This is a genomic window from Grimontia hollisae CIP 101886, assembly GCF_000176515.1.
GTDB classification, from domain to species: Bacteria; Pseudomonadota; Gammaproteobacteria; order Enterobacterales; family Vibrionaceae; genus Enterovibrio; species Enterovibrio hollisae.
In genome coordinates this window covers 571,520-587,901 of record NZ_ADAQ01000013.1, presented here as the reverse complement: position 1 = coordinate 587,901, position 16,382 = coordinate 571,520, and the positions used below count along the sequence as shown (strand labels likewise).

Below are 16,382 nucleotides of genomic sequence, written 5' to 3'. Positions count from 1 at the left end.
GTTCAGTCCTCCTTCAGAGACTTGAGATGGAACAGGCGGTGTTTATCGAGGTAAGTTTCAAATCCGTCCGGTACAACAAAGGTGGTGGCGTCAGATTCGATGATGGCAGGACCTGTGATGCGGTTACCGGGTTTGAGCAGTTCCATTTGGAACAGTTCTGCGTCCAGCCACTGTTTGTGGCGGTAGAAGGGACGGTGGCCCAACCGGGCGTTATCCGGTGGGATGGGACCCTCTTCTTTGTCTTCCGGCAGTGAAGGTTTCACGGTGGCAACCAGGCCGTGCATAATGGCGCCCGTGACCGAGAAACCGAGTTCCGGCGAACGGGCAGCACTGGCATAGACCCGGGAGTAAGTATCTTCAAAGGTGTCAACCAGCTTGTCCCAGTCGTCGGCGGTGGTTGCGCTGTTGATAGGAGAGTGGATCTCAAGGTCATTCAGCTGGCCCATGTACTGCATTCGGAAACCGGGACGGAGGATGACATCTTCAGGCTTGAAGCCATTGATGACGAACTCTTCGATAACTTTCGCTGCCAGCTCGTTCCATGCAGATTGCATAATGTTAGCGGCGGCGATTTTATCTTTTTCCGGTGCAACCTGTGGAACGGCGATATCAACGCTCTTGTCGTAACGGTATTCAAAATCGGCGCAGGCACAGCCAAAGGCTGAAAAACCAGCCGCCCATGCGGGAACAATGATGTCTTTAAAACCCAGCCCTTCGGTATACCCATAGGTATGTACCGGACCGGCACCACCGTAGGAAAAACAGACGTATTCTGTGGGGCTGTATCCCTTGGCACCGATATTGGCGCGAAGGTATTCGCGAAGCTGCAAATCGAGTAATTCGATGACGCCGGACGCTGCCTCTTCCACACTAAGACCCATGGGATCGGCAATCTGTACTTTGATGTGTTCCCGGGCCCGTTCGACATCCAGCTTGATCGCGCCTCCGAGAAAGTTCTCTGGATTCAGATAACCAAGCACAACATGGCAATCAGTCACGGAAACGGTGTCCAGCCCACTGTCTTTCCAGCAGGTTCCTACCCGATAGCCAGCGCTGTCAGGGCCAAGGGTAATGGCGTTGCTGTAGGGATCAATACGCACGAAACTGCCGGCACCCGCACCGACAGAGTCCATTACAACCAATGGCAGGGAAAGCACCAATCTTGCCATATCAGGGTCGGCGGCGATGGCAAAATTTCCTTTGGTGATCAATGCCATGTCAAAGCTGGTTCCGCCAATGTCTGAGCAGGCAATGTTGTCATAGCCCAACATTTTACCGAGCAATTTTGAGCCGATGACGCCCCCAATGGGGCCAGATACGATGGAACGCGCCAACTCCTTGGCTTTCCAGGAAATTGTCCCTCCATGGGTCGCCATGACCCGCAAGTCAAAATGGGCGCCATGTTTCTGGAACCTGTCGCTGACTTTTTTCAGGGTCTGTCGTGAAGGCTCGGCCGCATAGGCTTCCAAAACAGTGGTGTTCATCCTGTGGCTTTCTTTGCGAGAGGGGTAGTAGTCCACTGAAGCAAACACGGGAATATCTACGCCCATGTCCTTGAGTTTTTCTTTGCAGATATCACGCGCATTTTTTTCACTCTGCGGGTTTTTATGTGATTGCAACAGACAAATCACGATGGCATCGGAACCGGCTTTGACCAGTGCCTCTGTTGCATCAGCGACTTCCTGTTCACGCAAGGGAATGACGATATTGCCTTGCACGTCAGTCCGTTCAGTGACACCACGGATACGTGAGAGAGGCACCAGTGGCGGATCATATTTGTGGGTATTCAGGTGGATACGATCTTCAAGGGCGTAACCAAGGTAACTTTGGATAGCCCGTCCCATCGAGTGGGTCTGCTCAAAGCCTTTGTTGCAGATAAGACAAACATCTAACCCTTTGCGCTGCACGACCCGGTTTAACATCGCAGTACCGGAATAGACCCCGGTAACCAGCTCTGGATAGACATCGTCTACAGTGCGTTTCCAGTGGGCAAGTGCATCTTCGGATGAGTTGTAAATTGCCAGCGATTCGTCGTCGGGATTGCTTTGCGCCTTACCGACAACAAAGCGTCCGTCTGAGCGGACGAAAAAGGTATCGGTCATGGTGCCACCGGCATCAATGCCCAGTACTTTGACCGCGCCGTCTTGCTGTTGCATGTCGCTCTCCTTTTCCCCCTTTTGGGGATGTGTTGTCCATTGATTGGAGGGCGGAATCACGGCATGAATCCGTGGTGCGCCACCCCGATGCTTTACAGCAAGGGACATGCCAGTGAAAGGAGAATGAATTTATTTCTTTCTAATCAGCTTGTTGTGCTTTTTGGAGGGGGAGGTGGTAGCCCGGAAGTGTCCGAATGGCGAACGGTGATTCGGCCGTATACCGTTCTGATTCTGGACGTGGGGTCAGTGTCTTTTTCGTCTCAATGGCTTGCACGGATAGCGTTGACTTCCTGGTTAAGGCCATATTTTTTCAGCTTGAGGTATAGCGTGCTTTTCGCAATGCCAAGCTTTTGGGCCACCAGTGTTAAGTTGCCTTCACACTGGTGCAGGGTGGTGCGGATCTGGTGGCTTTCCACCTGCTCCAGCGGTGAGCGCCCGGAGAGGCCTGATTCGTTGACGGAGCTGCATGTGCAGAATGGGTTAGCGATCTCTGGGGGTAAGTCTTCAACAGACAACGTATCGCTGGTGGACATAAGCAACATGGATTCAATGATATTTCGCAGTTCCCTGACATTCCCGGGCCAGCTGTATGCTTCCAGCATAGAGCGTGCTTCAGCAGACAGGCTTTGTAATGGTAACTCATGATGTTGACAGAGGTGCTGGATCAGCCAGTCAGTGAGTAATGGAATGTCGCCACTGCGATCCCGCAGCGGTGGAATACGGATGCTGGTGACGGCGATACGGTAAAACAAATCCATCCGGAACACCCCTTCATCGACAGACACTCTCAGATCGCGGTTTGTGGCTGCAATCAGCCGAAACCGGACACGCCTGGGCGTGTTTTCGCCTAGACGGTATATTTCACCGGACTCGAGAACGCGAAGCAAATGGGGCTGGATATCCATTGGCATTTCCCCGATTTCATCGAGAAACAGGGTGCCCCCGTCTGCCGCTTCGATTTTCCCTGCCAGTCCACCTTTACGGGCGCCCGTAAACGCGCCGTCTGCGTAACCAAACAGTTCACTGCTCAGCAGATCTTTAGACAAGCCTCCGCAGTTAAGTACAACGAATGGCTCTTTTTCATCCTGACTGGCTTGATGTATCCCTTTGGCAAATAATTCCTTACCCACCCCCGTTTCACCCAAAAGGAGAACTGGAACACGTGCTTTCGCTAACTGGCGTGCCTTGGTCAATGCTTCGACAAGCTGTGGAGATTGTCCTACGATGCCATTCAAGCTTGCGGCAACACGGTTTTTGCCCGTTTTGGATTTGGTTCTGAAACTGGTTAAGCGAGGAATAGGAATGTGGACAATACTGCCAATGATATGACCGTTATTTACAACGGCTTCTACCCACTCCGGGCGTAACCAGTCTGGACAGGCCGGACGCTCATGTTCTGGGATATCGAGGTTGAGGGCATTAATACGGACTGGTGAGTTCAGTGACTTGAACCCCGCCCCGACCAGCACAGGCGTGGCACGTCCGTCAGCTTTGACCAAATATCCGCGTCGGTCAAATAACAGGTAACCATTGCCGTTTTTTGTTACCAGCCTGTTGATGCCACTTTCCACCAAATGGTAACGATGCTCCATTTCTTGACGGGATAGCCGGCTTTCAATGCGGGCTGCTGTTGTCATGGCCAGGGCGAGGCTGTGCCGACTGTAGTTTTGGCTCAAGCCAGAAACGTCAATAACGCCCAGAATTGCCTTGTCTATTGGGTCGCGGATCACCGTGGCAGAACATGTCCATCGCTGAATACCTTCGCAAAAATGCTCTGCGGCATGGATTTGGACTGGCTGCCCGGTCTGGAGTGCAGTGCCAATCGCATTGGTGCCCATATCCGATTCCGACCACCGTCCACCGGGCACCAGCCGTGTCGCTTGCAGCGGATCCCGTACTCTGGCACTGGCATCCCCTTCCACATCGAGAATGGTGCCGTTGGGATCGGTCAATATCATCACCGTTCCTGTGGGGGATAAGATGTCATGGGATTGTGCCATGCATGGCGTGCTGGCATCGATCAGGCGGGCATGACGGTGGCGAAGCTCGGCAAGCCCATCGCTGTTCAAGGTGAGACTGGCTTTAGCGCGCATTGGATCGACATGGTCGATCTGACAGCGAAGCCAAGATTGGTGAATCAGATGGCGAAGGTTTGGTGTCTGAAGCGAGGAGGCTTCAAGTGAAGGCATGGCATCATTGATGAATGCTTCCCAGCTGGCTTTCACTCCCGCATTTTCTTCTGGAACTGAATATCTGTCATCCTTGTTCGTTTTTGACACTGTATTGTCTCCATATGGCACACTGCGATCACTACGTTGTTGCCTACATCTTGAAGAATATGTGTACTCCGCCTGTTGCGCCAATTTTGGGCAGGCATTGTTCTCCTTGATATCCGACCTGTCTTTTGCCCTCTTGTGATATGAACCGATTGCTGATGTCAACAGAGCAAATTCTGTTCCTGTTACTGGTTTTCACAACCTATTGAAAAAATAAATTTTTCATTCTGGGGGAGGTATTTTCTCGTGTTTGGTTTTCGGTCACCGTCCGATATTCATCCGCGCGGCGATGTGTCTGAGCCTTGATAGGTTGTTGCCAGTAACACACGTGTTCTATCGTTTACGAGGCACATGAAAAGAGTCCTGACATGTTTTATTCAAGATAACGGTGCGCAAAAGATGGTGTCTCATATTGATGGCGCTACACGTGTTATGGCGTATGAGCGCATCAAAATGAATGCAATGGGCGCGTGTATCGCATCGGCTTAACGATTGAAGAAGAGATGAGTAAATCGAAGCGCACGATTTACCGTGACATTGGTTACTGCCAGTCAGCGTAACTGACTGGCATTAGGTTATTAAAAGCCCACTTTTCGTATTTCAATGTTCGCTTTATTACGCCAGAACGTCAGTCGCTACTTTATAACTTGGGTCTTCAATGTGGTTGATTTCAACCAGGCTGCCTGCTTTTGTCAGCAAGGCCAGACAGTCTTGTGACAGGTGACGGAGATGCAAGGTTTTTCCTGCTTTGTTGTAGCGCTCGGCAAGTGTTTCAATCGCCTCAATCGCAGAGTGGTCAGCCACGCGTGACTTACCGAAATCAACAATCACATCTTGTGGGTCATTCGCAGCATCAAACAGTTCAAGGAAGTTAGCGACAGAACCAAAAAACAGGGGACCATTCACTTCATACACTTTCGAACCATGTTCATTGATGTGGCTGGCCGCATAAATGTGTTTTGCGTGCTCCCAGGCAAACATCAGGGCAGACACAATCACACCGACAGTAACTGCAATCGCCAGGTCTGTCATCACAGTGACGACGGTAACAAGCACAATAACGAAAAAGTCACGTTTCGGTACGCGTCTTGCCAACTTGAACGTTGCCCATTCAAATGTACCTATGACCACCATAAACATCACACCAACCAAGGCTGCCAGTGGGATCATTTCAATCAATGATGAAGTGAACAGAATAAAGCAGAGCAGGGCAAGTGCAGCTACGATGCCTGACAAGCGGCCACGGCCACCGGAATTTACGTTGATCATGGACTGTCCAATCATCGCACAGCCCCCCATAGCGCCAAATACGGAGCATGTCATGTTTGCTACACCCTGACCGACGCATTCACGGTTACCGCGCCCACGCGTGCCGGTCATTTCATCGACCACTGTTAGGGTCAGCAACGATTCAATCAAGCCCACAGCCGCAAGGATCAGCGAATAAGGAAGAATGATGTACAAGGTTTCAAGATTGAAAGGCACAGAAGGAATGGCAAAGGTGGGCAATGAGCCTGCCAGTGTGGCGTTTTCGTTACCACTCATCGAGCGCAGGAAATCAACAACTGTGCGGGTGTCCAAATCCAGAAGTACCACCGCTGCTGTGACCGAAACAATCGCCACCAGTGAAGAGGGAACTGCCGTGGTCAGTTTAGGCAGAAAGTGGATGATAGCCATGGTAATGGCGACCAGACCAAGCATTAGGTAAAGCTGTTCGCCTTGAAGCCAGGTCATTTCGCCGTTCAGTCCTGGTACCTGGAACTGGCCAAGCTGTGCCAGAAAAATAACGATAGCCAAGCCGTTAACAAAACCAATCATGACAGGGTGCGGCACCATACGGATGAATTTACCCAGTTTGAACACACCCGCGAGAATTTGAAATGCGCCAGCCAGCATGACCGCTGCAAAAAGGTATTGGATGCCGTGTTCTGCAACCAGACTGACCATAACGACAGCCATGGCACCGGTTGCACCGGAAATCATGCCGGGACGACCACCCAGTATTGATGTGAGCAGACCCATGATAAAGGCGGCATAAAGGCCGACCATAGGGTCAACGCCTGCTACAAAGGCGAATGCGACAGCTTCAGGGACCAAAGCCAGTGCAACGGTTAGCCCAGAGAGGATATCGTTTTTCGCGGAATGACGAGGAAATTTGGGGAATTCAAACATTGTTTAAGGGTACTTCTTCAAGGTGATTGTATTTGGCTTTTCGACAAAGGTTGGGATACTACCGAAAAGTGTGATTTTGTTCAATGTTGGTAACATTTTTGTGAAAAAGTAATGCGGTTGCTTTGCTTATTGAACAAGGCGTTATACCTGTCAGCCAACAACCGTTAAGATAAAAAAGGCCACGCAGTGCGTGCAATGCTGATCAGTTAAGGATCGGTTGACCGATCCTTCTGATGAGTCAGAATCTGAAATCATTCATTGATTTCAGATTTTTTATGCCTATTACCTCATATCTAAGTGATTTTCTCGAAGAATCACCCGTTGATGTTTCCCAACTCACGACGTTTGCTGAGCATGTCCCTTCAGAATGGGTTGCTGCAGCCGCATCCCTCTCTACTCAAGCCACCATCAGGCGTAGAAGATTACCCAGCGATATGGTCCTGTGGTTAATCGTGGGGATGGCATTCTTCAGAAATGAACCGATTGCTGAGGTAGCCCGTCGGATGAACATCTGTGCTGAAGGGCTTGCTGACGAAGCGCTTCTCGCCAAAAGTGCGCTGACTCAGGCTCGTCAACGACTCGGCTCTGAAGCACCTAAATGGTTGTTTAAAAAGTGTAGTGAGGGATGGGGCAAAGAAAGATACCCAGAGGATGATTGGCATGGCCTCCAGGTTTTTGCTGTTGATGGTGCATTATTCAGAACGGCAGACACTCCAGAGCTTCGCGAACACTTCGGCTCTGGGAACACCTCGGGTAAACGTCAAACACCCTACCCAGTTCTCCGACTTGTTACCATGATGAATGTGCGTTCTCATATCATCATTGATGCGGATATCAGTCCCTACCGTCGAGGTGAAATCCCCCTCGCTCAGCCCTTCATTAGTTCGCTTCCTGATAACTCGGTAACGCTGTTGGATAAAGGGTTCTATGGCGCAGATTTGTTGCTGAGCCTATCGGCTAGCGGTGTAAACCGTCACTGGCTCATTCCGGCTCGAAAGGGATTGGTGTACACGATTCTCGATGAGGAAGAAACCAATGACAATCTTATCGAAATGAAAGTCTCCCCTCAGGCCAGAAAAAAGAATCCGAGTCTACCTGAGAAGTGGCAAGTCAGGGCGGTGACTTATGAAGTGGATGGAAAAGAGAAGACCGTGTTTACTTCACTGCCACGAGAGAAGTACAGCGCTGAGCAAGTGGCCACGCTCTATCATGAGCGGTGGGAGATAGAGTTGGGATATCGAGACATCAAAAGCTCTATGCAGCACAATGCCATGACGTTGAGAAGTAAGACAGTCGAGCTTGTTTATCAGGAGTTATGGGGACTGCTTCTTGGATACAACCTGGTGAGACGAGAGGCCAGCCAAGCCGCGGTAGCTCATGGTCGTGCACCAAATGAAATAAGCTTCAAATACGCTTGCCAGTATATTGCGAGTCAACTAAGGATAATGAGCAAAGCTTTATCTCCGGGCAATACGCCTAAGAGGCTTAAGGCATTGAGAGGAGACTTATCTGTCCTGTTCATAGAAAAACGCCCCAGACCATCAAGACCTAGGGCAGTTAAAATGTCAAAGACCCGTTATCCGATTAATCGCAAAGCGGCTCCGCTTAAGTGAACTGCATTGCACGCAGTGCGTGGCCCTGTATCGCAGTTGTTTTCTATTATTGGAAGTCAGGTTTTGTCGCTGGCGCTGCCGCGCTGCTGGTGGCCGTTTGACTGCCTGCCTGACGGGGTTGTTCAAGCTCATTGCGGAATGCTGCGATAGCAACCTGAATAGCGGTTTCATTGTTTTCCGGTGCAGGTGCTTTCGTCATCGGTGATGTCGCACGCCCCATGCGAATGGCTGGTTTAACGGGCTTTTCAGCTTCAACCGCCAGAATTTCGCTTGCTTCCATCACTTGCTTCACATCAGACGCTTGTGATTCAGACGCAGCAGGCGCTGTGTCAACAACCGGTGTTTCAACCACTGACGTTGCTTCCGCTTCGCTCACTTTTCCAGTCATGAGCAATTCTTCACTCAGAGCTTCATCTTCCGCTTTGGCTTTTTCTTCCAGTACAGACGATGTAGAGCGACGGATAATCACTTTCCCCATTGCCATTTCCGGGAAGGCCACACCGCCATGAACCGGTTTTTTAGGAGCCTCTTGTTCAGATTTAGCGTCGGTTTTCGTTGTATCCGTTTCTATGTCAGCAACAATTGGCGCTTTAAGTGCTGCTTTTGAAGGCCACACTTTCCCCATTGCCATTTCCGGAGAGGCAACGCCAGACTTCAATACCACCTTGTTACGTTTCTCGACAAAAGAAACCGCGGTTTCCATCATATCCAGCTGGTCAAGCCCTTGTTCTGCGTCTGTGCTGTCATCACGGTTGTTGCGACGACGGCGCTGGCCACTGGCGCGAAGATGTCGGGGAGATCGGCGGTTACGGCGCTTCTCTTCGCGTTGTTCTCCATTGTCAGCCGATTCAGCCACATCCATTTCACCCGCGTGGGATTCTGCTTTCGCTTCTTCCGCGACGGCTTTACCGACTTCCAGCAGTGGGTGGGCTGTTGTGGTGACGACTTCTGTTTCTTCCACAGCATCAGCAATACGCACTTTCTTGCTCAGCTTACGGCGTTGACGGCGCTGTTTGACTTTCTCCGTCTTTTCCGCTTTTTCTTGCTTCTCTGCCTGTGATTCATCTTTCACTGGCTTAGCGGTTTTTGTTTGCTTGCGCTGCTCGGCTTTCTCTGTTTTTTCTACAGGCTTACGGCTTGACTTCTTCGCAGCTTTCTCTTGGCGTTCAGTGTTTTCTGGACGCTCTTTGCGACGCGCTTTCTTCTCGCCATATTGTTCAGCATTTTTGCTGCTTTCTTCACGCTGACCATTGTTGTTGCGTGATCCACGGCGGGTACGGTCTTGTGAACGTTTGCTGTCACGACGGTTGCGGTTATCACGCTTCGACGCAGATTCTTCTTGCTCTTCCTTCCCATCTTGTTTGCCACCGGAAAACAGGCCAGAAATGAAAGAGGTCAGACGGGAGAACAACCCCGGTTTTGCTTCCTCTTTTACTGCCGCAGGTTTTGCAACAGGCGCAGGAGAAGCAGGGGCAGTAAAGCCTTGTAGTGCAGGCTCTTCACGTTTCTTCACAACACGTTCTGTCGGTGCGTCGTCTTTTGCGTCGTTTTCACGCATTGCTTCCAGATGTTCTGGCAGACGGTAAGACAGGGAAGAAATTTCATCGCCACCGCGGATACGAACCACTTCAAAGTGTGGCGTTTCCATGTTGGCGTTTGGCACCACAATCACACGTACATTGTGGTATTTCTCAACGTGCTGTACAGAGCGGCGTTTTTCGTTGAGCAGGTAAGAGGCAACAGGAACAGGCACCACAGCCATCACCTGAGCGGTGTTCTCTTTCAGTGCTTCTTCTTCTATCAGGCGAAGAATAGACAGGGACAGGGATTCGTTGTCACGAATCACACCGGTACCGGTACAGCGTGGACAGATGTGGTGACTTGCTTCTGCCAGGGAAGGGCTCAGGCGCTGACGCGACATTTCCAGCAGACCAAAGCGTGAAATACGGCCAATTTGAACGCGAGCACGGTCCATGCGGACAGCTTCACGCAGACGGTTTTCCACTTCGCGTTGATGGCGAACCGGGGTCATATCAATGAAGTCGATAACAACCAGGCCACCGAGGTCACGCAGGCGCAACTGACGTGCAATCTCGTCTGCGGCTTCCAGGTTGGTTTGTAGCGCCGTTTCTTCGATATCAGACCCCTTGGTTGCGCGGGCGGAGTTGATGTCGATAGAGGTCAACGCTTCCGTTGGGTCAATAACAATCGAACCACCGGAAGGCAGGCGTACTTCACGCTGGAATGCCGATTCAATCTGGCTTTCGATTTGGTAGTGGCTGAACAGTGGTACTTCGCCTTCATAGCGTTTCACGCGGCTCAGGAAGTCAGGACGGGTTGCCTGGATACGTTCACGCGCCTGATTGTAAACTTTCTCGCTATCGATCAGCACTTCGCCGATGTCACGGCGCAGATAATCGCGGAATGCACGTGCGATCACATCACTTTCCTGATAGATCAGGAAGGGCGCGGTTTTAGATTCGGCAGCACCTTGGATGCGTTCCCAGTTGTTCAGCAGGTAGTTTAAATCCCATTCGAGCTCTTCAGCCGATTTGCCTACACCCGCTGTGCGCACGATAAGGCCCATACCCTGAGGTAGAGTCAGGCCAGACATTGCTTCTTTCAGCTGGCTGCGCTCTTCACCTTCGATACGGCGGGAAATGCCACCAGCGCGAGGGTTGTTTGGCATTAAAACCAGATAACTGCCGGCGAGCGAGATGAAGGTGGTTAAGGCAGCGCCTTTGTTACCACGTTCTTCTTTATCAACCTGAACAATCACTTCCTGGCCTTCTTTTAACACCTCTTTGATGTTTGGACGACCTTGGTAGCTGTAATTGTCAGGAAAGTATTCGCGGGCAATTTCTTTAAGAGGAAGGAATCCGTGACGCTCTGAGCCATAGTCTACGAATGCGGCTTCCAGACTGGGTTCAATGCGGGTAATACGGCCTTTGTAGATGTTTGCTTTTTTCGATTCATGGCCAGGGCTTTCGATATCCAGATCGTATAAGCGCTGACCGTCAACCAATGCGACGCGCAACTCTTCCTTTTGAGTTGCGTTAATCAACATTCTTTTCATATCAAATTGTTCTCGATTATTTGTTGTTATTAGTTGTTGGAAACGAGAGAAAGAACGCAATGCTGCCAGGTCCCAAGTCTGACGTTAATGCAGCCTCACGGCTGGGAAATCAGGGACGCTCCAGGGCACTACCTATCTACCCACTGATACGGAAATAGTGTATTCACTCCGATTTATTCAGTCGGCTATTCGCCACAAATGGCGACAGTCTCTTTGACACTGGTTATTTATCCCGTCGTGCCAACAATCTAACGGGTGCTTTATTCTTCATGTCTTACGCCGAGTGCGGCATGATTAGGACACCCTTACTTACCAACGAATCAGATACTACTTAGACATAGTGCTTGTGGCAGTTAGGGGTCTGAGATAAAGCGGTAAAGATTTACTCTATTTGTCGACATTTTAGTCGTAATGAGCAAAAAAGCTTCACACTTTTCTGCTTTACGGCGCAACTATAGCAGGGACACTTTTTTGCAGCAAACTACTTTGATGCAATGTAGAATCTACGGCCTATGAATACTGAAAAACCTAAAGTGCAATTCATCGACATTTCAGATGACATTGCGGGCCAACGGATCGATAACTTTCTCCGAAATAGGCTCAAAAACGTACCTAAAAGTATGATTTATCGCGTTCTCCGCAAAGGAGAAGTGCGAGTTAATAAAAAACGCATAAAACCTGAATATAAGCTTCAGGCTGGGGATGTTATCCGCGTGCCGCCTATCAAGATCCCAGAGACGGCGCAGGCTGAGGCACCCAGCACCAAACTTAATCGGGTAGCTGAGCTGGAAAAATGTGTGATTTATGAAGATGATCACATGTTGGTGCTCAATAAACCGTCAGGGACAGCGGTTCACGGTGGCAGCGGTTTGCACTTTGGTGCGATTGAAGCAATGCGGTCTCTTAGACCAGATGCCCGCTTTTTGGAACTGGTGCACCGCATTGACCGTGATACATCCGGTATCTTGTTGATTGCCAAAAAGCGTTCAGCACTTCGTCATTTGCAGGCGCAGTTTCGTGAGAAAACGGTGCAGAAGTACTACTTTGCGCTGACGATGGGGAACTGGAAGCCTTCGATGAAGAAGGTGACGGCACCACTTTTGAAAAATGAAGTCAACAGTATTGTGCGTGTGAACCCTGATGGTAAACCCTCAGAGACCCGCTTTAAGGTGTTGGAGCAGTTTGATCAGGCCACCTTGGTGCAAGCCAGTCCAATTACGGGGCGTACTCATCAAATCCGCGTACATGCACAGTATGTGGGTCATCCTCTCGCGTGGGATGATCGCTATGGCGATCCGCGCTTTGATGCCTACACCAAAAAGTTCGGTTTGAACCGTTTGTTCCTTCATGCTGCCAACATCAAGTTTACCCACCCGGGCTCCGGGGAAATGATGGATATCTCTGCACCGATGGACAAGCAACTGGAAAAAACGCTGGAAGGGTTAAGGAAAGCGTCACGCGTTAACTGATCACAAGCGGGTAGTATCTGCTTGCGATCCATAAGATTTATTACCCTTAAGAAAAGGGGCTGTGCCCCTTTTCAAAGCACGTCTACCCCTTCAGCGTTAAGCATTTCGCACAAACGAATCAGGGGCAATCCAACTAATGTATTCGGATCCCGGCCTTCCAGTCTGTCAAACAGCGCAATGCCCAGACTCTCGCATTTAAAGCTGCCTGCACAATCGAGCGGCTTTTCCCTTTCCACATAGCGACGAATTTCTCCTTCGCTTAGGTTACGGAAATGAACATGAAAGGGCTCTACGTCCGTTTGGGCTGTGCCTGTTTTCGCATTGAGTAGGGTAAGACCTGTATAAAAGGTAACGTGTTTCCCGCTGGCTGCATTGAGCTGCGCGATTGCTTTTTCTTCTGTATGAGGTTTACCCAGGATCTTTCCGTTGATCACACAAACCTGATCGGATCCTATGATCAACGCCTCGGAATAAATGTCTTGACAGGCCTTTGCTTTTTCCAGAGAAAGACGTTTCACCAAATCTGTGGGAGTTTCATTTTCCTTCGCAGATTCATCGATATCCGGTGAGTGGGGCAAAAAGGGGAGGCCAAGTTTTTGCAGAAGTTGCTGTCGATACCAGGATCCAGACGCCAGCACAATTGTTTGTTTATTCATCTAACGATGATCCTTTACCTGAATATTCGTATACGTGAGTTAGTGTAATGTTTTAAACTTGCGTAGGCGAGTGGGCATCTGGTGTGCGTTGGCAGTTGTCGCCCATTCAAAGATCAATTGTGCTAAGTGCCTGTTGTTCAGAAAGCAACCTTGTTTTTATTTCTCAGGGCGTTTGAAGCGCTGAATAGAAGTAAAGGCATAAATTTCTTTGACTCAGGCTACATAGGAGGCTAGAATTCGCGCCCTATGCAAAAGGTAAAGCTACCACTAACGGTTGACCCGTTTAGAAGTGCGCAAAAGCGGCTTGATTACGATGGCATCATCACTGTTAAGCAACTGGCGCGTATTGCTGAAGCAACTGAAGGTGTAATCAGTGATGCCGAAGTGAAGCTTTCGTTTGACATTGATGCTCAAGGGCTGAAGATTGTACGCGGTAACGCCAAGGTCGACGTCAATTTAGAGTGTCAGCGTTGTTGGAAAACCTTCCCGCATCATTGTGAAGTCGAATTTATTTACAGCCCGGTTTTCAATGAAGATCAGGTTGGCAATTTACCGGATGCTTATGAGCCGGCATTAGTCGACGAAAATGGTGAGATTGACTTGCTTCAACTTATCGAAGATGAGTTGATTGTGGCTTTGCCACAGGTTGCCATGCATGACGAAGAAGATTGCGAAGTTGATTCTGAGAGCATGGTATTTGGGGAAATCCCGCTTGCTGATGAGCGTCCGAATCCATTTGCCGTTTTGAAAAATTTAAAGCAAAGTAACGAGGAGTAGGGTCAATGGCCGTACAACAGAACCGTAAAACCCGTTCTAAGCGTGGTATGCGTCGTTCACACGATGCGCTGGGCACTGCAGCACTGTCTGTAGATGCAACTTCTGGTGAAACTCACCTGCGTCACAACGTGACTGCTGACGGTTTCTACCGTGGCCGTAAGGTAATCAACAAGTAAGGTTGAGCCTTGACAGGTCTAACCATTGCACTTGATGCGATGGGCGGGGATTTCGGTCCTCAAGTAACAGTGCCTGCCTCCGTGCAGGCATTGTTGCATTTCCCCTCGTTAAAAGTGGTACTCGTCGGTGATCAATCTGAGATCACCCGCCAGCTTGTATCGCTGGGGCAAAAAGAAAATCCCCGCATATCGATTGTTCATGCGGAATCTTTGATCGCCAATGACACAAGACCCTCACAAGCACTGAGATCGAGTAAAGGGACATCCATGCGTATTGCCCTTGAACTGGTTGCAGACGGTCAGGCTGATGCCTGTGTCAGTGCCGGAAATACCGGTGCATTGATGGCGCTTTCCCGTTCGCTGTTGAAGCTTCTTCCTGGCATAGACCGTCCCGCATTGATCTCAGAACTGCCCACCGTTGGTGATCAGCAGAGTTGGTTACTGGATTTGGGCGCCAATGTTTCTGTGGATGCAGACACCCTGTTTCAATTTGCAGTAATGGGCTCTGTGCTGGCAGAAGAGCAGTTGGGCTATAAGCCTTCAGTGGGCTTGCTGAATATCGGTGAAGAAGAGATCAAAGGTAATGACTTGGTTAAGCGTTGTTCAGAGATGCTGCAACAGTGCTCAGCGGTCAATTACATTGGTTATGTAGAGGGTGACCAGCTTTATACCGGTAAAGCTGATGTCATTGTCTGTGACGGATTTGTCGGTAATGTGAGCCTTAAAACCAGTGAAGGTGTCGCCAGGCTGTTTTTAGAGAGCCTGAAGATACATGTCTTGGCTAATCCTTTTAAGAAACTGGTAGCTAAATGGTTATTTGGTGGGCTGTTTAATCGCCTCAAAGACCTGAACCCCGACCAGTACAATGGTGCAAGTCTGTTAGGATTGCGCGGCATTGTAGTGAAAAGCCACGGACGGGCTGATATTTCCGCTTTCCAACATGCTATCGGAGAAGCGGTACACGAAGTCGAACGGCAACTACCGAATAAAATATGTGACCGTTTGGAAGCCGTACTACTCGAGAGGCATTATTAGTCTTCATGTACAGTAAGATTCTAGGCACAGGCAGTTATCTGCCTGCGCAAATCCGCACCAATGCGGATCTTGAAAAAATGGTGGATACCAGTGATGAGTGGATCACTGCCCGTACAGGTATCAAAGAACGCCGTATCGCCAGTGCGCAAGACACTGTTGCTACTATGGGTTACCATGCTGCTTGCCGGGCTATTGAAATGGCCGGCATGGATAAACAAGATATCGATCTGATTATTGTTGCTACCACCAGTGGCGAAAGTGCATTCCCCTCAGCGGCCTGTGAGATTCAGGCAATGCTGGAGATCAGTGGTTGTCCGGCGTTTGATATTGCGGCTGCGTGCTCAGGTTTTGTTTATGCACTGAGTGTGGCCGATCAATATGTAAAGTCAGGTATGGCGCGCAATGTACTGGTGATTGGTGCAGATCGTCTCTCCCACTTGTGTGATCCAGAAGACCGCTCAACCATCATCCTGTTTGGCGATGGCGCGGGTGCGGTTGTTGTCGGTGCCAGTGAAGAACCCGGCATTATTTCAACCCATCTTCGTGCTGACGGTAAATTCGGCGAGTTGCTGAAGGTGAAATACCCACAACGCGTGAAAGCAGGAAGCCAGGTGGATGCTGATGCATGGCTGTATATGGCGGGTAACGATGTGTTCAAGGTCGCGGTAACGCAACTGGCAAACATCGTGGCGGAAACACTGGATGAAAACCAGATGGATAAGTCTGAAATAGATTGGTTGGTCCCTCACCAAGCAAACTACCGCATTATCAAGGCAACGGCGAAAAAACTTGCCATGTCGATGGATCAGGTAGTACTCACACTTGATAAGCATGGCAATACATCGGCTGCTTCCGTGCCCACTGCGCTTGATGAAGCGGTACGTGACGGACGCATTCAACGCGGCCATACGATTTTGCTCGAAGCCTTTGGTGGTGGTTTTGCCTGGGGCTCAGCTCTGATCAAATTTTAAAAAGG

At 49.9% G+C, this 16,382-nt stretch carries 11 protein-coding genes; 6 read left to right on the top strand and 5 right to left on the bottom strand.

Going from position 1 to position 16,382, the window contains the following annotated elements; translation table 11 throughout:
* Positions 1-2 precede the first annotated feature (2 nt).
* The 3 genes from VHA_RS15490 to VHA_RS15480 all read right to left on the bottom strand — a co-directional run bounded on the left by VHA_RS15490 (position 3) and on the right by VHA_RS15480 (position 6,604).
* On the bottom strand, positions 3-2,156 hold the full coding sequence (locus VHA_RS15490; RefSeq protein ID WP_005505988.1) for a hydantoinase/oxoprolinase family protein: 2,154 nt from the start codon (positions 2,154-2,156) through the stop codon (positions 3-5).
* 260 nt (positions 2,157-2,416) lie between these two features.
* Positions 2,417-4,435 (bottom strand): sigma-54-dependent Fis family transcriptional regulator, encoded by a 2,019-nt coding sequence (locus VHA_RS15485; protein ID WP_005505987.1) that lies wholly within the window; start codon positions 4,433-4,435, stop codon positions 2,417-2,419.
* A gap of 612 nt (positions 4,436-5,047) precedes the next feature.
* Positions 5,048-6,604 carry a SulP family inorganic anion transporter gene (locus VHA_RS15480; protein WP_005505984.1) on the bottom strand — a complete coding sequence of 519 codons (1,557 nt, stop codon included), beginning with the start codon at positions 6,602-6,604 and terminating at the stop codon, positions 5,048-5,050.
* A 275-nt stretch (positions 6,605-6,879) separates the two neighbouring features.
* On the opposite strand from VHA_RS15480, the gene VHA_RS15475 reads away from it, so the two are divergent.
* On the top strand, positions 6,880-8,217 hold the full coding sequence (locus VHA_RS15475) for an IS4 family transposase (RefSeq protein ID WP_040528107.1): 1,338 nt from the start codon (positions 6,880-6,882) through the stop codon (positions 8,215-8,217).
* Positions 8,218-8,263: 46 nt separating this feature from the next.
* Here the strand turns inward: VHA_RS15475 and rne are convergent, their stop codons facing one another.
* On the bottom strand, positions 8,264-11,284 hold the full coding sequence (gene rne, locus VHA_RS15470; RefSeq protein WP_005505981.1) for a ribonuclease E: 3,021 nt from the start codon (positions 11,282-11,284) through the stop codon (positions 8,264-8,266).
* Positions 11,285-11,805: 521 nt separating this feature from the next.
* Between rne and rluC the strand changes: the two genes are divergently transcribed.
* Positions 11,806-12,762: a 23S rRNA pseudouridine(955/2504/2580) synthase RluC gene (rluC, locus tag VHA_RS15465; RefSeq protein WP_005505979.1), complete on the top strand. Its 957-nt coding sequence runs from the start codon at positions 11,806-11,808 to the stop codon at positions 12,760-12,762.
* 71 nt (positions 12,763-12,833) lie between these two features.
* Here the strand turns inward: rluC and VHA_RS15460 are convergent, their stop codons facing one another.
* On the bottom strand, positions 12,834-13,418 hold the full coding sequence (locus VHA_RS15460) for a Maf family protein (protein WP_005505977.1): 585 nt from the start codon (positions 13,416-13,418) through the stop codon (positions 12,834-12,836).
* A 246-nt stretch (positions 13,419-13,664) separates the two neighbouring features.
* On the opposite strand from VHA_RS15460, the gene yceD reads away from it, so the two are divergent.
* The 4 genes from yceD to VHA_RS15440 are packed head-to-tail and all read left to right on the top strand — an operon-like array spanning position 13,665 to position 16,377.
* Positions 13,665-14,195 carry a 23S rRNA accumulation protein YceD gene (gene yceD / locus VHA_RS15455; protein WP_005505975.1) on the top strand — a complete coding sequence of 177 codons (531 nt, stop codon included), beginning with the start codon at positions 13,665-13,667 and terminating at the stop codon, positions 14,193-14,195.
* A gap of 5 nt (positions 14,196-14,200) precedes the next feature.
* Positions 14,201-14,371 carry a 50S ribosomal protein L32 gene (gene rpmF, locus VHA_RS15450; RefSeq protein WP_005505973.1) on the top strand — a complete coding sequence of 57 codons (171 nt, stop codon included), beginning with the start codon at positions 14,201-14,203 and terminating at the stop codon, positions 14,369-14,371.
* A 9-nt stretch (positions 14,372-14,380) separates the two neighbouring features.
* A complete protein-coding gene (gene plsX / locus VHA_RS15445; RefSeq protein ID WP_005505971.1) occupies positions 14,381-15,406 on the top strand; it encodes a phosphate acyltransferase PlsX in 1,026 nt (341 codons plus the stop codon).
* Between the two features lie 5 nt (positions 15,407-15,411).
* Positions 15,412-16,377 carry a beta-ketoacyl-ACP synthase III gene (locus VHA_RS15440; RefSeq protein WP_005505970.1) on the top strand — a complete coding sequence of 322 codons (966 nt, stop codon included), beginning with the start codon at positions 15,412-15,414 and terminating at the stop codon, positions 16,375-16,377.
* Positions 16,378-16,382: the final 5 nt, after the last annotated feature.